Source organism: Rhizobium leguminosarum bv. viciae, from assembly GCF_012276115.1.
GTDB classification, from domain to species: Bacteria; Pseudomonadota; Alphaproteobacteria; order Rhizobiales; family Rhizobiaceae; genus Rhizobium; species Rhizobium leguminosarum_T.
Genome location: NZ_WIEU01000005.1, coordinates 83,942 through 100,358, shown reverse-complemented (window position 1 = coordinate 100,358; position 16,417 = coordinate 83,942). Strand labels below are relative to the sequence as shown.

The following is a 16,417-nucleotide window of genomic DNA, read 5'->3' as shown; positions in this document are numbered from 1 at the left end:
AGAGAGTTTGATGCACACCGGTAAAGAGAAAGTTTCGCGAATTTCGCTCGCGCCGGTGCTGCTTGCGTTCAGCCTCGCCGCCGGCAGTGTCCTTGCGCCGGCAGCCTACGCGCTTTCCGAACTGCACAAGATCCCCGGCCAGGCGGCCAACGAGACGCCCGCACAGGGGAGCGCTCAGGGACAGAGCCAGCCGCAGGGCGGGGCCACTCCCGGTGTTCCCATGGCCGATCCACTGGTCAACAGCCAGAACAATCAGGGCGTCGACAAGACGCCGGGCGCTCAGGACAAGTCCGAGTCCACCGAGGTGATCTACGACATCAGCAAGGTGCCAGAGCCGGTTCGCAAGATGCGCGAGCAGATCGTCGAGGCGGCCGCCTCCGGCGATCTCGAGCGGCTGCGGCCGCTGATGGGCACCGGCGCCGACCAGACGCAGGTGACTGTGGGCGAACCGACCGACGATCCGATCGGCACGCTGAAGGATCTGTCGGGCGACCCTGACGGCGACGAGATCCTTGCCATCATGCTCGACATCATCTCGACCGGCTTCGTGCATCTCGGCCAGGGCACGCCCGACGACATGTATGTCTGGCCCTATTTTGCCGAGAAGGACCTGAAGTCGCTGACACCGCCGGAGCGCGTCGAACTGCTGCGCATCGTCACGGCCGGCGATCTCTCCGACATGCAGGAATTCGGCGGATATAATTTCTATCGCCTCGGCATTACGCCTGAGGGTAAATGGAAATTCTTCACAGCGGGCGATTGATGCCCGTCTCGCCTGCACTTTTCACGTTTCGCATGGCGCTTGCGATCCACCTCATGAAGACATACCTCTGAGCGATGACCAACGCGACAGGTTCCGCCATGCCAGCCGTATTCCTGAAAGACCGCTCATTGCTCTTCGTCAGCGGCGCGGAAGCCCAATCCTTCCTGCAGAACCTGATCACCACCGATATCGCCGCGCTCGGCGCCGACGAGGCGCGGCCCGGGGCATTGCTGACGCCGCAGGGCAAGATCCTGTTCGACTTCATGATCTGGCAGGACCGCGACGGTTACACGATCGAGACCGATGCCGGCCAGCGCGATGGGCTGCTGAAACGGCTGACGATGTACAAGCTGCGCGCCGCCGTCACACTTGCGCCAAGCACCGAAGAAGGCGTCACGGTTTCCTGGGGCGAAGATGCCGAGGGCGCCCGGGGCAGCCAAGGCGCCCGGGGCAGCCAAGGCGCCCGGGGCAGCCAGGGCGCCCGGGGCAGCCAGGGCGCCCGAGACAGCCGCTTCGCCAAGGCGGGCGTCACGCTGACCCGCCGGGCAGGAAGACAGGGCGATGGTGCAGAAGCGCTCTACGACGCGCTGCGCATCCGCCACGGCATCGTCACATCAGGATCTGACTTCGCCCTGCAGGACGCTTTCCCGCATGATGTGCTAATGGATTTCAACGGCGGCCTCTCCTTCAGGAAAGGCTGCTATGTCGGCCAGGAGGTCGTCTCACGCATGCAGCATCGCGGCACTGCGCGCCGGCGCGTCGTGACGGTGTCCGCCGCAACGGATCTGCCGGGAACCGGGACGGAGATTACCGCCGCCGGCAAGCCTGTGGGAACCCTCGGTTCGGTTGACGGCGGCAATGGACTTGCGATCGTGCGCATCGACCGCGCCGGCGCCGCGATGGCAGCAGGCACGCCGCTGCTCGCCGGCGACACGCCTGTTTCCCTCGTCCTACCGGCATGGTCCGGTCTCGTCTTTCCCGCCAGCGCCGACGAGGCCAGCGCGTGACAACGACGAAAGCTCCGCGTGCCTGGCAACGCATGCTGTCCGGGCGCAGGCTCGACCTGCTCGACCCCTCGCCGCTCGACGTCGAACTCATCGACATCGCTCACGGGCTTGCGCGCGTGGCCCGCTGGAACGGCCAGACCTCCGGCGATCATGCTTTTTCGGTGGCCCAGCACAGTCTCGTTGTCGAGGATATCTTCCGCCGCTTCAACGATGCGCGGCCGCAGGAGTGTCTGATGGCGCTGCTGCACGATGCACCCGAATATGTCATCGGCGACATGATCTCGCCGTTCAAATCGGTGGTCGGCGGCGGCTATAAAACGGTGGAAAAGCGACTGGAGGCCGCCGTGCACCTGCGCTTCGGCCTGCCGCCGCATCCCTCGCGCGATCTCAAGGAGCGGATTAAAAAAGCCGACACGATCGCCGCCTATTTCGAAGCGACCGTGCTGGCCGGTTTCACACCCGCCGAGGCGCAGAAATTCTTCGGCCAGCCGCGCGGCATCAGCAAGGACATGCTGATGATCGAGCCCCTGCCGGCGATCGAAGCGCAGCGGTTGTTCTGCGAGCGCTTCGCGGCGATCGAGGTCGAGCGGGAGATGGTATCGTGACCTTCATCGTCGTCTCGCCGCTGTCGCGCATCGCGGAAATGGCGGTGCGCCACAAGGCGCGCGACATGATCAGCCTGATCGCCAAGGAGCAGGCCTTTCACCGGCCGGGCGTGATCGCGGCCGAGCGCCATCTGACGCTTGCTATGAACGATATCGTCTTCAAGGGCACCGGCGATCTCGTGGCGCCTGACGAGACGCATGTGCGCGGGATTATCGACTTTGCCGCTTCGTGGCGGCAGGAGACGCCGCTGCTCATCCATTGCTGGATGGGCGTGTCGCGATCGCCGGCCGCAGCGCTCATTGCCGCGCTGTCGCTGGCACCCGACCAGAGCGAGGAAACGCTTGCCCGCCGGCTGCGGGCCGCCTCGCCCTTCGCGACGCCGAATGCCCGGCTGATCGAGATCGGTGACGCGCTGCTCGGCCGCAGCGGCCGGCTGGTCGCGGCGGTGCGGGCAATCGGACGCGGTGCCGATGCCGACGGCAATGCGCCCTTCGTGCTTACCATCCGAGACGCCGCCTGCGGTTGACGCTGCCGCCAGCCGCTCCATCTAGCCCCCGACCACGCACAACCGACAGGGCCAGATCATGGAACAACAGGCAGCCGATGTCCTCCTCGCCACGCGAACGGCACTCAGCCAGGCAAGCGCACTTGCCGTGCAGTATTCCTTCTCCGTCCTCGGAGCGGTGATCCTGCTCGTCCTTGGCTGGACGCTGGCCGGTTTTGCCAGCCGCTGGGCTTATGAAGGCCTGTCGCGCGTTCATGGTATCGACGAGACGCTGGCGCGATTCTTCACCAATGTGCTGCGCTATGCGCTGCTCATCCTGGTGTTCATCACCGTGCTCGGTCAATTCGGCGTCCAGACCGCCTCGATCATCGCCGCCCTCGGCGCGGCAGGCCTGGCGATCGGACTGGCGCTGCAAGGGACGCTGCAGAATATCGCTGCCGGCATCATGCTGCTGATCCTCAGGCCGTTCCGCGTCGGCGAATATATCGAGACCAGCAGCGTGGCCGGCACGGTGCGCGAAATCGGATTGTTTGCGACCGAACTCAGGACCGGCGACGGGCTCTACCGGTTGGCGCCGAATTCGACGCTCTGGAACACGCCGATTACCAATTTCAGCCGCGAGCCCACGCGGCGGGAAGAGTTGAAAATCAGCGTCCCCCATGACGATGACATCGATCTGGCGATGGAGAGGCTGATGGGCCTTGCCAAAGCCGATTCCAGAGTGCTGAAGTCACCGGCACCCAGCGTCTTCATCGACAGCCTCGGTGACAGTGCGATCTCTGTAACGCTGCGCTATTGGGCAAAGACCGGCGATTGGTGGCTGGTCACCCGTGACATGGTGAAGCGCGTGAAACTCGCTTTCGACAAGAATCCTGCCGCTGAGGCGGATGCTTCAGATGCCGCGCCGTCAAAAAAGTCCAACGGCGAGGCAACCGCCGAAAAGCCGACGCAGACGCGGCAGTAAGACATTGCAGCGCCGCGGATCTTTAAGACCAGCGGCGCTGTGCGCACTTTGAATTGCTGCATGGCTTCGTCCCTCAATCGATTCCGATTTAAGGAGTTGTGCCGTAGCTATTGAATGACGCCGCAGGCAAGTCTTTCCCCGGCATCACCCGAAGGCTGGCTGCGATAATCATCCGAATTGGCGTGCACCATCAATGCGCGCCCACGAATACGATCGGTCTTACCGTCGAGCGTGACCATGCTGTCGAAGATCTGTGCCCGCAACACGCCATCCTGCCCGACATATTGATTGGGCATGTCGCCAGCGTGCGGGCCTTTGGCGGCAAGAATGCCATGCTCCGCCTTCTCAGGATTGAAATGACCGCCCGCCGACTCATGATGGGTTGCGGCGTCGCAGCGACCGGTCTCATGAACATGGAAGGCCACCCATTTGTTCGCCGGCAGTCCCGATATCTCGACTTCGATCAGGACGCCGCCGTTGGCGGCGGCTGTCAGCTGTGCGCGACCGTCTTCCTTGCCGTCCTTGCCGACGAAATTGGCGACCGCCGTCTGCTTGTCCTGAGCGCCCGCCGGCAATGCAACCGCAAGCAGGCTCAGGGCGGCGATAATGCGCATGGCTTTCATGGAGATCTCCTTCCGTCCGGTTGTCTTTCTGAACGTATCAGCCTGGAAGGTGTTCCTGATTAGAGATGATCGAACGGGAAAAGCCGGCCAAACGGCCGGCTTGCAGATCGCCCGAATTGAGACGCCGGTCGTCAGGCGACAGCGTTGAAGTCGAACTGGCCGTAGGTGTTACGGTAAAGATCGTCGGACTGATCGCCGGTCGCCGGCGCGGTCTGCTGCAGCGGATAGGAAACGGCGATGCTGCTTGCCGTGCCACTGTCGCGCGTGTCCATCATCAGCGCGATCAGGCTGCCGGAGAATTTCGGCTGCGTGTCGCCGCTCGTATCGTCCTCCAGAAGTTCCTTGATGATGCCGGGCTTCTCATCGGCGGCACGTTCGCCGCGGCTGAGGACGCCATCGCCATTGGCATCGAGACGCGAAAGCGTCGCCAGATATGCATATGAGGTGTCTGAAACGGATGTGGTGCTGGTCATACAAACCTCCATTCACCGCCTTTTGCCGGTGGTGTTTGTACGCAATACGAACGTGGAAAATCAGTGCTGACTCGGTGGTTAAACTGATTTGCGCAGTGCGTCAATAAGTTGTTAACTTCTCATTAACGATGATTGACAAGAGTTAACGGAACGCCGCGAAGTCACCTGCCGCCTGCGCCAGCCGGCCGATTTCCCCCATATTTCAGCGATTTTTCACATACAAACAATTGTCTGACCAAGTGCCCGTCGCTGTTGCACTGCAACCGAATATTAATTCGGCCCATAGAAAATGGCCGTCACGCATTGCCACCAGACAGTCCGACTATAAAAGCAATTTCTGTGTTCATTTGAGAAAGGTTTTCATGTCCGGCGTAATGATGCACGTACGTCAATCGAAGGCACCTTCCCCGAGGCCGGGGCAACAGCTGCGCAAGACGCATCCACATGAAAGCTGAAGCGCTTTTCTGGCAGCAATGCACTCAGGCCGTTACGGACGATGGATCGATCGATGCGCAGCGTCTGATGGATCTCGTGATCGCGACCTATCGCGTCCATGAAAGCAACTATGACGAAATCGAGAGAAGCGTGGAAACGCTGCTGAGGGAAAACCATGTGCTGAGAGGCAATATGTCAGCGCTCAGCCAGGCATTCGACGGACAGAAAAAACTCTTCGAAATCATTCTCAACAACCTGCCGCTCGGTCTCAGCGTCTTCGACGCCGACCAGCGACTGACGCTTTCCAACACCCGCTTCCGTCAGCTCTTCGGCCTGACGCAAAAAGATCTCTCTGCCGGCGCGACAATCGCCGATCTCACGGCCAAAATGCGTGGTACGGAGAGCACCAAACCCGGCCGGCGGACCGGGCGACATTCCGCTGCAACCGCAAGAAGCAGTAGTCTCCGTCGGCGCGAATGGTTGATGGATGATGGCCGCATCATCCAGAGCATGGTGACTATTCTTTCCGACGGCAGCAACATTTCCATTCATGCCGATATCACCGAGGATCGAAGGGCGGCCGAGCGCATCACCTATCTCGCCCACCACGACCCGCTGACCGGCCTTCCGAACCGCATCCACTTTCGCGAGCAGGTCGATGCAACGCTTGCGGAACGCAAGCCGGATGAGCAGATCGCCCTCGTTCACCTCAATCTCGACCGGTTCAAATCGATCAACAACACGATGGGCGTTTCGGCCGGCGACAAGATCCTGCAGCAGGTCGCGGAGCGCGTCCGAGCCTCGGCCGGTTCGGAAAACACCCTGGCGCGCCTCGGCTCGGACGAATTCGCCATCCTCCAGACGGGCAAGCAGCAGCCGTGGAACGTAACGGCGCTTGCCGAGCAGATCCGCCGGGAGCTTTCCGAGCCATTCTTCCACGGCGAGAAACAGGTGGAGCTCAGCGTCTCCATGGGCATCGCAATCGCCCCTGAGGATGGCGAGGAAACCGATATCCTGCTGAAAAATGCCGGCGTGGCGCTGTCGCATGCCAAGGCGGACGGGCGCAAACGCGAGCGCTTCTTCGCCAGTGAGATGGAAGCGCAGATGCAGCTGCGCCACGCGCTGGAGGCGGACCTCAAAGCAGCCGTTGAGAACGAGGAATTCGAGCTGCATTACCAACCGCTTTATGACCTCTCGCAGCGGCGCATCTGCGGCTTCGAAGCTTTGATCCGCTGGAACCACCCGGTTCGAGGCCGCGTTCCGCCGATGGATTTCATTCCGCTTGCCGAAGAGGTCGGCCTCGTAGTCGATATCGGCCGTTGGGTTTTGCGCCGGGCCTGCAACGATGCAGCGTTATGGCCTGAAGGCATCAAGGTCGCCGTCAACGTTTCGGCAATCCAGTTCAGCAGCAGCAACCTGACGCGCGATGTCAGCGAGGCGCTTGCCGCCGCCGCGCTGTCGCCGTCGCGGCTCGAACTCGAAATCACCGAGAGCGTGCTGATGGAAAATCTAAGCGAAGTCTTGCCGATCCTGCATGCGCTGAAGGAGCGCGGCATCCGCATCTCGATGGACGATTTCGGAACCGGCTATTCCTCACTGAGCTACCTCTCGAGCTTCCCCTTCGACAAGATCAAGATCGACAAATCCTTCGTCAACGACATCGTCGACAACAAGGAAGCGCATGCGATCATGCACGCGATCATCCTGCTCGGCGATGCGCTCGGCATGCGGGTCACCGTCGAGGGTGTCGAGACGGCCGAGCAACTGGCGTTGCTCGAGTGCGAGGAATGCGACGAGATCCAGGGTTATCACATCAGCCCGCCGAGACCGGCGCGTGAGGTGCCTCATCTTCTCTCCCTGCCGCCGAAAAGCGGCGGCGTGACGCGTCTTCCCAAAGCCAAGCGGTGAGATCACCCTCGATTGCGACTCGCACGGCAAGCCGTTAGAACAGGACGATTTCAGGCCGGGCCGGCCTAAAATCTGAATCCTGTTCTACAATATATAGTTAGAGCATGATGTCGCCCGAAAACCGCTCACACTTTTCGGCATCATGCTCTAGAAAATCGGCTGCGATTCCTGAGATCTTCGTTGTCGCGTCCTTTTACCCGCCCGCATCCACTTCCGCGCCGATGCCCTATCGGCGGAAACGATCTTCCTCATGACAGGTGGCGCAATGTTCGCGGCTGAAGCCTTCTCCCCACACGAAACGCTTGCCGCGGCGCTGATTGCGCATGCGGCCGACGGCGACGACGGCTCGCACGACCTTGCCCATATCCTGCGTGTCTTCAGAAATGCCATGCGCATCCATGCGGGAGAAGGCGGCGACGGGCGGGTTCTTGCCGCGTCCGTGCTGCTGCACGACTGCGTCGCCGTCGAGAAGAATTCGCCGCTGCGAGCAAAAGCATCGGCTTTGGCGGCCGAGAAGGCATCGGCGATCCTGGCGAAACTCGGCTGGAGCGGCGCAGATATCGAGGCCGCAGCCCACGCAATCACCGCGCATAGTTTCTCGGCCGGGGTGGCGCCGCAGACGCTGGAGGCGAAGATCCTGCAGGATGCCGACCGGCTGGACGCGATCGGCATGATCGGCGTCGCCCGCTGTTTCTATATCGCCGGGCGACTGGGATCCGGGCTCTACGATCCGTTCGACCCGGCGGCTGCAGACCGCCCGCTCGATGACAAGCGTTATGCCATTGACCATTTCCAGACGAAGCTGTTCAAACTGGCGGAAGGATTCCAGACTGAGACCGGCCGCAGGCTGGCGGCCGCGCGTGACAAGAGCTTGCGCGATTTTCTCTCGGAATTCATGGACGAAATCTAGGAGAACGGCATGCTTGTCAGCGACCTCTTCATCTATCCGCTCAAGAGCGCCCGTGGCATTGCGCTGCCGGCCGCCGACATCGACGCCCATGGGCTTCCCGGCGATCGTCGGGCGATGATCACCGATGCGCAAGGGCACTTCATCACCCAGCGCGAGTTGCCGGACCTCGCACGCATCGAGGTACGACCGGAAGCGAGTGCCTTTCGGCTGCTGATGCAGGGGAAAACGGACATATCGGTAGAGCCGCCTCAGCCTGAAGCCCGCATGGATGTGATCGTGTGGAAATCTGCCGTCAACGCCGCCGTCGCCGATCCCGAGAGCAACCGGCAGCTTTCGGAATGGCTTGGCCGCGAGGTGCGCCTCGTCTTCTTCGACGGAAAGGCACGGCGGACGGCAAATGCCGAATGGGCCGGCGAAGCCACGCCCGTCACCTTTACCGACGGCTACCAGATCCTGGTGACGACGACCGGCTCGCTGAGGGCATTGAATGCCGATCTCCGCGCCCATGGCGAAGGCAGTGTCGGCATGGAACGCTTCCGTCCGAACATCGTCATCGATACCGACGAGGCCTGGGCGGAGGACCGCTGGGCGGCGATCGAGATCGCCGGCATCCGCTTCGATCTCGTCAAACCCTGCTCCCGCTGCATCATGACGACGCAGGACCAGTTGACCGGGTCCCGCGAGGGACCAAACCCGATGCCGGCCATGGGCCGCATCCGTATGTCGGCAGACCGGAGCGTGCCGGGCCCGCTCTTCGGTTGGAACGTCACGCCGCGCGGCAGCGGCAGGATCACGATCGGTGACACCGTCCGCATCGTTGAAGAGAGGCCGGAAGGCTGGGCGCTCAAGCGTCGCGCCGCAGCATAAAACAATTTCAGGAAAAGTGCGAAGCGGTTTTCCGTCCGGAATTGCGTAAAAACAAAGAGTTAGAAACGTCACGCGCGCGCGAGTGCGGCATCGATGCCTGCCATGACATCGGCCGGCAGTGGTCCCTTTTCCAGCGCGCCGGCATTTTCCTCCACCTGGGCAACAGTACGGAAACCCGGAATGGGAAGGGTACGCGGCGAGCGTGCCCAGAGCCAGGCAAGCGCGCCCTGCGTCAGCGTACGGCCGCCTGATGTCAGGAGATCGCGGACGGCATCGAGCCTTGCGGCGAATTCCGGGGCCATGCGCCCGTCCTTGAAATAGACCATCCAGTCAAGGGCCGCCCCACGGACATCCTTGGCGCCTACCGCCTTGTCGGTGGTGAACTTGCCGGTCAGCAGCCCCATCGCCAGCGGACCGCGATTGATTGACATCAGACCCGTCCCCTCGATCACCGCGATCATCTCCGGCACCGGTTCGAAAACGTTCATCGTATGCTGGATCGAGACGTAGCCCTGGCGGCCGACATGACGGGCGGCACGATCGGGAAAATCGGTGCTCCAGCCGAACGCATCGATCTTGCCTTCGGCGCGCAGCGCCTCCAGCGTATCGAAGACGGCATCCGACTGTTCAAGCGGAAAATCATTGAGGTGGAACTGCAGGAGATCGAGGCGATCACGCTTGAGGCGACGCAGCGAGGTCTCGACCGAACGGCGGATGAAGGCCTCATCGGCGAAGGCGCCGGTTGCCTGCTTGGTTTCCGGATCGGTGGCGAAGCCGAACTTGGTGGCGATGACGATATCGTCGCGATTGCCGATCGCCCGGCCGAGCACCTCCTCCGAGTGGCCGGCGCCATAGTTCGAGGCCGTGTCGAAGAAGCGGATGCCGAGTTCGATGGCGCGGTTGATCGCTTCCACGGATTCATCGTCGTCGACATCACCCCAGCCGAGCGGCGTGTCGCCGGCGAAGAAAGGACCGCCGATCGCCCAGCATCCCATGCCGAGGCGTGGAATTTCGCGGCCGTTCCAGAGCGTGATCGTTGTCGATGATGCGGGCTTGGTCAGCATGAGATCCTCCTTGATTGGCTGTCCTGTGAAGACATAGGAGGCGCTCACGAGTGGGTAAACCGCCAAATCTGGAGGATGTTTTGCACCCGTAAAAAACGGAGGTCAGGTGGAAACACCATTCGCACCCTGCGTCCGCAAGGCTGGATTAAGCGCCTTGAGTGCCGCCTGAACGAAGCCGTCGCGGGCCGCCACGGCCTCGATGCCGCGCGGCTCGTAGACATGGCGATGCAGAAAGAACCCTGTCAGACGAAACGCGGCCGAGAGACTATCGAAGTCGGCCGCATGATTGCCTTCGATGCTGAGGAACGGCGGCAGGAGCAGCATCTTGTCCGCCCAGGGGGCACCAGCGGCGCGGCTGACGGCGCGGCCGGATTTCGGCGAGACATAGGCGAGATCGGAACGGGCGCCGGTCGCGGCGCATTCGGCAAGATCGAGGCCGAAGCCGAGGTCATTCAGCACCGCAAGCTCGAAGCGCACGAAGAGTTCTCCGGCATCGGCCGGGTTGTGCAGGTGATCGAGGATGACCTCCAGCGCATCGAAGAGGTGCGGATGCGGGTCACGCTCCGGCAGCAGCCGCAGCAGCGCGCCCATCGCCTGGACACCGTAAACGGCGGTTGCCGTTTCCATCAGTCGGGCAGCGCGCAGCGTCACCGGCTCGACGCGGAATTCGCCCAGATGTTCGTCAAGCCGGGCGCGCCAGACAACCTCCACTGCATTGCCCGCCTGCAGCACCGGCTGCATGGCGCGCGAGCGGCCGGAGCGCACCAGGCCGAGATGGCGGCCGCGATCACGCGTCATTACCTCGGCGATGACGCTCGTCTCGCCGTGGCGCTTGACGCCCAGGATGATCGCATGGTCCTGCCACTGCATCGAAAGAAGTCCTTACGGCTGCCGAATCATCCTACTGCATAATTCAACGCGTTACAGCGTCCTTTGCGCGTCTGAAAAGACGCGATCAAGGCCTGGCTTCCGTCATGGACCGCGTCAGGCGACATCCGGGAAAAGCCTCTTCAGGAATTCCCGCATCGCCATTTCGTCGAAAGGCTTCACCAGAAGCGGTATGTGCTGCAGGTCGGGCGGGAAATCGCCGGTATCGGAATAGCCGCTGACGAAGCCGAAGGGGATGCCGATATCGAGAAGATGGCGGGCAAAACCGAAGCTCATGCCCTCGCCGAGATTGACGTCGAGAAGGGCGAAATCATATTTCTCCGCAGCAATGGCAGCCCTCGCCTGTTCGACGCTGCCGACGATGTCAATGCTCTCGACGCCGGCCAGGCGTAAAATATCCTCCGCCTCCATCGCGATGATCAGACTGTCTTCAAGAACCAGAACACGGATTGCGCTCATGATTCGATGCCCCTCGTCGGGCGCCTGTCGCTGCGCCCCGGCCGTTTCGCCAACATCATTGCCCTCCGGTGCCCCGCATGGCACGCTATCGGTGAATTCCGCCACCTTTTCTGAATAAACCATTTTTCTGCCCGGTCGATAAGAATCAAAATCGGAGGAAAGATGACGGCCGACCTTATTTTCCTTGCTGCTAATCTGCATTTAAAAAAGACATAACCAGGCTGCTTGACCAAAGCATGTCCCGCAAAACAAAGACCTAAGGCGCGAGGAGCGAATCTGAAAGATCGCGACGCGCTTTAGATGAACGGGCGTTTGCCCTCTCCAAGCCCTTCCCATCCGGCGATCGCCATCAATTCCTCGCCGTTCAGCACCTCGCAGCCGCGCTCCTGCCAGCGGATCAACCCACGTTCGCTGAGCTTTTTCAAGGTCTTGTTGGTGTGGACGATGGAAAGTCCGAGCGTGTCGGCAATGTGCTGCTGGGTGATGGGGATGAATTTGCGACCGTTGAAGATATTGAGCTTCCGACCGCGCTCGAACAGGAAAGCGATCAGATAGGCTGCTCGTTCCAGCGCCGTGCGGCGGCCGATGCTCAGGAGATGCTCATCCAGGATGCGCTCCTCGCGCGCGGCGATCCAGGTGATGTCGAAGGCGAGCGAGGCGTGCTTGTTGTAGAGCGTCATCAGCCTGTCACGCTCGAAGACACAGAGGGAAACTGGCGAAAGCGCTTCGACGGAATGCTGCATCTCACCGGCGATCGTTCCCTGCAGGCCGATCAGGTCGCCCGGCATGATATAATTCAAAATCTGGCGGCGTCCGTCCTCCAGCATCTTGTAGCGGAAGCCCCAGCCGGCGAGCACCGTGAAGAGGTGAGCGCTATGGGCGCCCTCGATGAGGATGGTGGAGCCGGCATCGACGGCAAGCTCACCCCTCTTGAAGCTCGAGACGAATTCCAGCTCGTCACGGCTGAACTCCCTGAAATGCGGCAGAGGCCGCAAGGGACATTGCTCGCAAGGGGTCTTGAAAGAATTGATGGGTCTCGACGTCGCCATACTTGCCCTTGCCGTCGCAAAATCGGCGCGCCAACATTGGGCGCGCCGTTCATGAAGGGAATGCGCAAGGCACGGATATGTTCCATGAGCGAGGCGGATTTTTTATGCGGAAACAAAGGGCTGGCACCAGCCCGACGAAATCCTTGCCATGCTTATTTCGGGAAATCGAGACCCATTTCGCGGAACCGCTCGGGATCATCACCCCAATTCTCGCGAACCTTGACGAACAGGAAGAGATGGACCGGCTGTTCGAGGATCTCCGACAATTCCTTGCGGGAAGCAGTCGAGATCGCCTTGATGGTTTCACCACCCTTGCCGAGCGCGATCTTCTTCTGGCTGTCGCGCTCGAGATAGATCACCTGCTCGATCCGCACCGAGCCGTCCTTGCGCTCTTCCCACTTCTCCGTTTCGACATGCGAGGCGTAAGGAAGCTCCTGGTGCAGGCGCAGAAACAGTTTCTCGCGGGTGATCTCGGCGGCGAGTTGGCGCATCGGCAGATCGGAGATCTGGTCTTCCGGATAGTACCACGGCCCCTCCGGGAGCGTTTTCGCCAGATAGTCCATGAGGTCGTCGCAGCCGGAGCCGTTTTCGGCGGAGATCATGAAGGTGCGATCGAAAGCGATCTTCTCGTTGGCGGCAGCGGCCAGCGCCAGCAGATCTTCCCGGTTGACGCGGTCGATCTTGTTGAGCAGCAGGATCTTCGGCTGCCGGACTTCCTTGAGGCCTTCGAGGATGGCTTCGGCATCGCCGCGCAGGCCGCGCTCGCTGTCGATCAGCAGCACGATCAGATCGGCATCCCTCGCACCGCCCCACGCCGAGGTCACCATGGCGCGGTCAAGCCGGCGGCGCGGCTTGAAGATACCAGGCGTATCCATGAAGACGATCTGGGCATTGTCGTGGATCGCGATGCCGCGGACGATGGCCCGTGTCGTCTGCACCTTATGGCTGACGATCGAGACCTTGGCGCCGACGAGGCGGTTCACCAGCGTCGACTTGCCGGCATTGGTCGGCCCGATCAGCGCGACGAAGCCCGAATGCGTCGGACCATTGGTTTCTGCGGCAGCTTCGGCCGCGATCTCTTCTTCTTGTGTCATTGTCCCGTCAGTTCCCGGCAGGCGATTGCTGCCAAATGCCTTCGCGCTCGAGCATCTTCGTTGCCGCCACCTGTTCGGCGGCACGCTTCGACCGCTCTACGCCGGTTTCGGGCTTAATGCCAGCAACTTCCACCGTCACCTTGAAGCGGGGATCATGATCCGGTCCGCTGCGTTCATCAACCCGGTAGATCGGTGTGACGCCGAATTTCGCGTGCGACCATTCCTGCAGCTCGGTCTTGGCGTCGCGCTTGGCGCCATCGGCCCGCACCGCCCTGCCCTGCCAGTAACGCAGAATGAACCGGCGGGCGACTTCCAGGCCGCCGTCGAGATAGATCGCGGCGATCAGGCTTTCGACGACGTCGGCGCGCACATTCATCATGCGCTTGCCGGTCAGTTTCTTCACATCGGCGCCGGTGCGGATATAGAGGTGAAGATTGAGTTCGTCGGCGACCGCAGCACAGGTTTCGGCGCTGACGAGTTGGTTGAGGCGAACCGAGAGCTCGCCTTCTCCTGCCGTGCCGAAGGTGCGGAACAGAAGCTCGGCGATACAGAGCCCGAGGACCCTGTCGCCGAGGAATTCCAGCCGTTCGTAATTGCCGCCCTTTTCGGTGCGGGCGCTGGCATGGGTCAGCGCGCGATCCAGGCGCTCCTTTTCAGCGAAGTCATGACCGATCAGGCCTTCAAGCTTTGCGCGGTCCGCCGCAGAAAGCGTCTGCGTCTTACTCATTCAACAACCTTGAAGAGGCGGTCCCAACGCATGTTCGTCGGCCACTTCCAGATTTCGCGGAAGGAGGTGTCGTTGCCGAGCGAGAAGAAGATGACGCTGGCACGGCCGACAAGATTTTCGGCAGGCACGAAGCCGACGTCGAAGCGGCTGTCGAGCGAGTTGTCGCGATTATCGCCCATCATGAAATAATGGCCTTCCGGCACGATGAATTCGCGGGTGTTGTCGCCACGCGACACCGGAGACTGATCGAGCGTGTCGTAGGACTTGCCGTCGTCGAGCGTTTCGCGGAACACCGGCACGTCCTCGCCCGGATCGAGCTTATAATCGGAAGTGAACGCACCGTCCGCCACCTTCGGAACCGGCTTGCCGTTGACGTAGAGCACGCCATCGGTAACCTGGATACGGTCGCCCGGCAGGCCGATGCAGCGCTTGATGTAATCGATGTCGGGGTTCGGCGGGAAACGGAAGACGACAATGTCGCCACGCTTCGGATCGGCGCCGAACAGGCGGCCGCTGAAGACATCAGGCGAGAAGGGCAGCGAATATTTCGAATAGCCGTAAGCGAACTTGTTGACGAAGATGTAGTCGCCGACAAGCAGGGTCGGCATCATCGAACCGGATGGAATGGTAAAGGGCTGAAACAGCACCGTTCGGATCACCATCGCCAAAATCAGCGCCTGGATGATGACTTTGATATTTTCCCAGAGGGCGTTCGGCTTGGCTTCGACTTTTTCGGACACGCAGTCTTATTCCTTCAAGACGCCGCGGCGGCGCAATTCTTTCTGTCGTTCTCTCTAGAGCATGATGCCGAAAAGTGTGAGCGGTTTTCGGACGACATCATGCTCTAATTCTTTAATCTAGAACAGGATTCAGATTTTAGGCCGGTCGGCCTGAAATCATCCTGTTCTACCGGCTTCGGCCGGTTGCGGCAATGGCGACAACATCAAAAGCGACGAGAGGTCGCGATCAACAGCTCCCGAGGTCGCGATCAACAGCGCCCGAGGTCGCGATCAACAGCGCCCGAGGTCGCGCGATCAGAGGCTCTCGGGCAACGCCTCGATAATGACGAAGGCCTGCGCCAAGGGATAATCATCGGTTATTGTCAAATGAATGGCGGGCCTGTGGCCGGCGGGCAGCAGCGATTCGAGGATCAGGGCGGCGCCGCCCGATAAAAGCATGGTCGGCTTGCCGCTCGGCAGGTTGACGACGCCCATGTCCTTCCAGAAGACGCCCTGTGCCATGCCGGTGCCGAGCGCCTTGGAACAGGCCTCCTTGGCGGCAAAACGCTTGGCATAGGATGCCGCACGGTTTGCCCGCCTGTCGGAACGCGCGCGCTCGATCTCGGTGAAGCAGCGATGGGTGAAGCGCTCGCCGAAGCGCTCGATGGATTTCTCGACACGGCGAATGTCGATCAAATCACTGCCAATGCCGATGATCATGCCGGCCCCTTCCGTCGCTTAAGAATTCTTGATCGGGTTCATATGCTCGGCATGTCGCCGGCTGGAACGGCAAGACGCAGGCGCGCCCGCTCCATCAGCCGTATATGGCGGCGCGTCTGAAAACCCTTCACGGTGTAGAATGTCAGCGCATAGAGCGCAACGGAAGTGGCGATCGCCGGCGGGATAGCGCCGACCAGCATCGGCTCCAGCACCGGCTTCCATAATTCGGTGAAGTTCAGCTTGTGGAAAAGGTCGGCGAGATCCACCGTCTGACCGGCCAGTTGATCCTCGCGGCTCAACAGCAGATGCCCGATTTCCCAGGTGATGCCCCAGATGAAGGGATAGGTCAGCGGATTGCCGAAGGCGGCGCAGCCGAGGGCCGCGGCCACCATGCTGCCGGAGAGGAAATAGGTGATGACGAAAGCCATGACGAAATGCACGCCGATGAACGGCGTCCACGAGACGAAGACACCCGCAGCGACGCCAGCGGCAACCGCATGCGGCGAAGCACTCAGGCGCAGGACGCGCATTGTCAGGTAACGGATCGGGCGAAGGAAACCTTTGCGAGGCCATAAAAGCTCCCGCATCTTTTCCTTGAATCCCGCAGGCTTGCGACGGCGAAACAACATGGCCGGT

19 protein-coding genes are annotated in these 16,417 nt (G+C 61.4%); 8 read left to right on the top strand and 11 right to left on the bottom strand.

Features of this window, described 5'->3' with window-relative positions; genetic code table 11:
* The first annotated feature begins 10 nt into the window (after positions 1-10).
* The 5 genes from GFM02_RS11495 (at position 11) to GFM02_RS11475 (ending at position 3,845) form a co-directional block, all read left to right on the top strand.
* Positions 11-763 (top strand): hypothetical protein, encoded by a 753-nt coding sequence (locus GFM02_RS11495; protein WP_168321742.1) that lies wholly within the window; start codon positions 11-13, stop codon positions 761-763.
* A gap of 98 nt (positions 764-861) precedes the next feature.
* Positions 862-1,770: a YgfZ/GcvT domain-containing protein gene (locus GFM02_RS11490; RefSeq protein ID WP_168321741.1), complete on the top strand. Its 909-nt coding sequence runs from the start codon at positions 862-864 to the stop codon at positions 1,768-1,770.
* Complete coding sequence (locus tag GFM02_RS11485; protein ID WP_020049321.1) at positions 1,767-2,375, top strand: YfbR-like 5'-deoxynucleotidase; 609 nt, start codon at positions 1,767-1,769, stop codon at positions 2,373-2,375. The genes GFM02_RS11490 and GFM02_RS11485 overlap by 4 nt, the downstream gene beginning before the upstream one ends.
* The gene (locus tag GFM02_RS11480; protein WP_168321740.1) at positions 2,372-2,902 is read left to right on the top strand and encodes a tyrosine phosphatase family protein; all 531 of its coding nucleotides are present in this window, start codon (positions 2,372-2,374) and stop codon (positions 2,900-2,902) included. The genes GFM02_RS11485 and GFM02_RS11480 overlap by 4 nt, the downstream gene beginning before the upstream one ends.
* A 58-nt stretch (positions 2,903-2,960) precedes the next feature.
* Positions 2,961-3,845 (top strand): mechanosensitive ion channel family protein, encoded by an 885-nt coding sequence (locus tag GFM02_RS11475; protein WP_168270245.1) that lies wholly within the window; start codon positions 2,961-2,963, stop codon positions 3,843-3,845.
* Between the two features lie 107 nt (positions 3,846-3,952).
* Here GFM02_RS11475 and GFM02_RS11470 read toward each other — a convergent pair whose 3' ends face one another.
* On the bottom strand, positions 3,953-4,468 hold the full coding sequence (locus GFM02_RS11470) for a superoxide dismutase family protein (protein WP_131665961.1): 516 nt from the start codon (positions 4,466-4,468) through the stop codon (positions 3,953-3,955).
* 131 nt (positions 4,469-4,599) lie between these two features.
* A complete protein-coding gene (locus GFM02_RS11465; protein WP_205930276.1) occupies positions 4,600-4,953 on the bottom strand; it encodes a hypothetical protein in 354 nt (117 codons plus the stop codon).
* Positions 4,954-5,385: 432 nt separating this feature from the next.
* On the opposite strand from GFM02_RS11465, the gene GFM02_RS11460 reads away from it, so the two are divergent.
* The 3 genes from GFM02_RS11460 (at position 5,386) to GFM02_RS11450 (ending at position 9,061) form a co-directional block, all read left to right on the top strand.
* Positions 5,386-7,284 (top strand): putative bifunctional diguanylate cyclase/phosphodiesterase, encoded by a 1,899-nt coding sequence (locus GFM02_RS11460; protein WP_168321739.1) that lies wholly within the window; start codon positions 5,386-5,388, stop codon positions 7,282-7,284.
* 265 nt (positions 7,285-7,549) lie between these two features.
* Positions 7,550-8,194, top strand: a complete 645-nt coding sequence (locus GFM02_RS11455; protein ID WP_168270241.1) for an HD domain-containing protein — start codon at positions 7,550-7,552, stop codon at positions 8,192-8,194.
* A 9-nt stretch (positions 8,195-8,203) separates the two neighbouring features.
* Positions 8,204-9,061 carry an MOSC domain-containing protein gene (locus GFM02_RS11450; protein ID WP_168321738.1) on the top strand — a complete coding sequence of 286 codons (858 nt, stop codon included), beginning with the start codon at positions 8,204-8,206 and terminating at the stop codon, positions 9,059-9,061.
* A gap of 68 nt (positions 9,062-9,129) precedes the next feature.
* Here the strand turns inward: GFM02_RS11450 and GFM02_RS11445 are convergent, their stop codons facing one another.
* The 9 genes from GFM02_RS11445 to GFM02_RS11405 all read right to left on the bottom strand — a co-directional run bounded on the left by GFM02_RS11445 (position 9,130) and on the right by GFM02_RS11405 (position 16,410).
* Complete coding sequence (locus GFM02_RS11445) at positions 9,130-10,125, bottom strand: aldo/keto reductase (RefSeq protein ID WP_168321737.1); 996 nt, start codon at positions 10,123-10,125, stop codon at positions 9,130-9,132.
* 102 nt (positions 10,126-10,227) lie between these two features.
* Positions 10,228-10,995, bottom strand: a complete 768-nt coding sequence (gene recO, locus GFM02_RS11440) for a DNA repair protein RecO (RefSeq protein ID WP_168321736.1) — start codon at positions 10,993-10,995, stop codon at positions 10,228-10,230.
* Positions 10,996-11,109: 114 nt separating this feature from the next.
* A complete protein-coding gene (locus GFM02_RS11435) occupies positions 11,110-11,595 on the bottom strand; it encodes a hypothetical protein (RefSeq protein WP_168321735.1) in 486 nt (161 codons plus the stop codon).
* 173 nt (positions 11,596-11,768) lie between these two features.
* A complete protein-coding gene (locus GFM02_RS11430; protein ID WP_168284152.1) occupies positions 11,769-12,521 on the bottom strand; it encodes a Crp/Fnr family transcriptional regulator in 753 nt (250 codons plus the stop codon).
* 152 nt (positions 12,522-12,673) lie between these two features.
* Positions 12,674-13,615: a GTPase Era gene (gene era / locus GFM02_RS11425; RefSeq protein ID WP_020049309.1), complete on the bottom strand. Its 942-nt coding sequence runs from the start codon at positions 13,613-13,615 to the stop codon at positions 12,674-12,676.
* A 7-nt stretch (positions 13,616-13,622) separates the two neighbouring features.
* On the bottom strand, positions 13,623-14,342 hold the full coding sequence (gene rnc / locus GFM02_RS11420; protein WP_168284154.1) for a ribonuclease III: 720 nt from the start codon (positions 14,340-14,342) through the stop codon (positions 13,623-13,625).
* Positions 14,339-15,082, bottom strand: a complete 744-nt coding sequence (lepB, locus tag GFM02_RS11415; RefSeq protein ID WP_017959761.1) for a signal peptidase I — start codon at positions 15,080-15,082, stop codon at positions 14,339-14,341. The genes rnc and lepB overlap by 4 nt, the downstream gene beginning before the upstream one ends.
* A gap of 294 nt (positions 15,083-15,376) precedes the next feature.
* Positions 15,377-15,781, bottom strand: coding sequence for a holo-ACP synthase (acpS, locus tag GFM02_RS11410; RefSeq protein ID WP_020049306.1), 405 nt, complete (start codon positions 15,779-15,781; stop codon positions 15,377-15,379).
* Between the two features lie 38 nt (positions 15,782-15,819).
* Positions 15,820-16,410, bottom strand: a complete 591-nt coding sequence (locus GFM02_RS11405) for a DUF2062 domain-containing protein (protein ID WP_020049305.1) — start codon at positions 16,408-16,410, stop codon at positions 15,820-15,822.
* Positions 16,411-16,417: the final 7 nt, after the last annotated feature.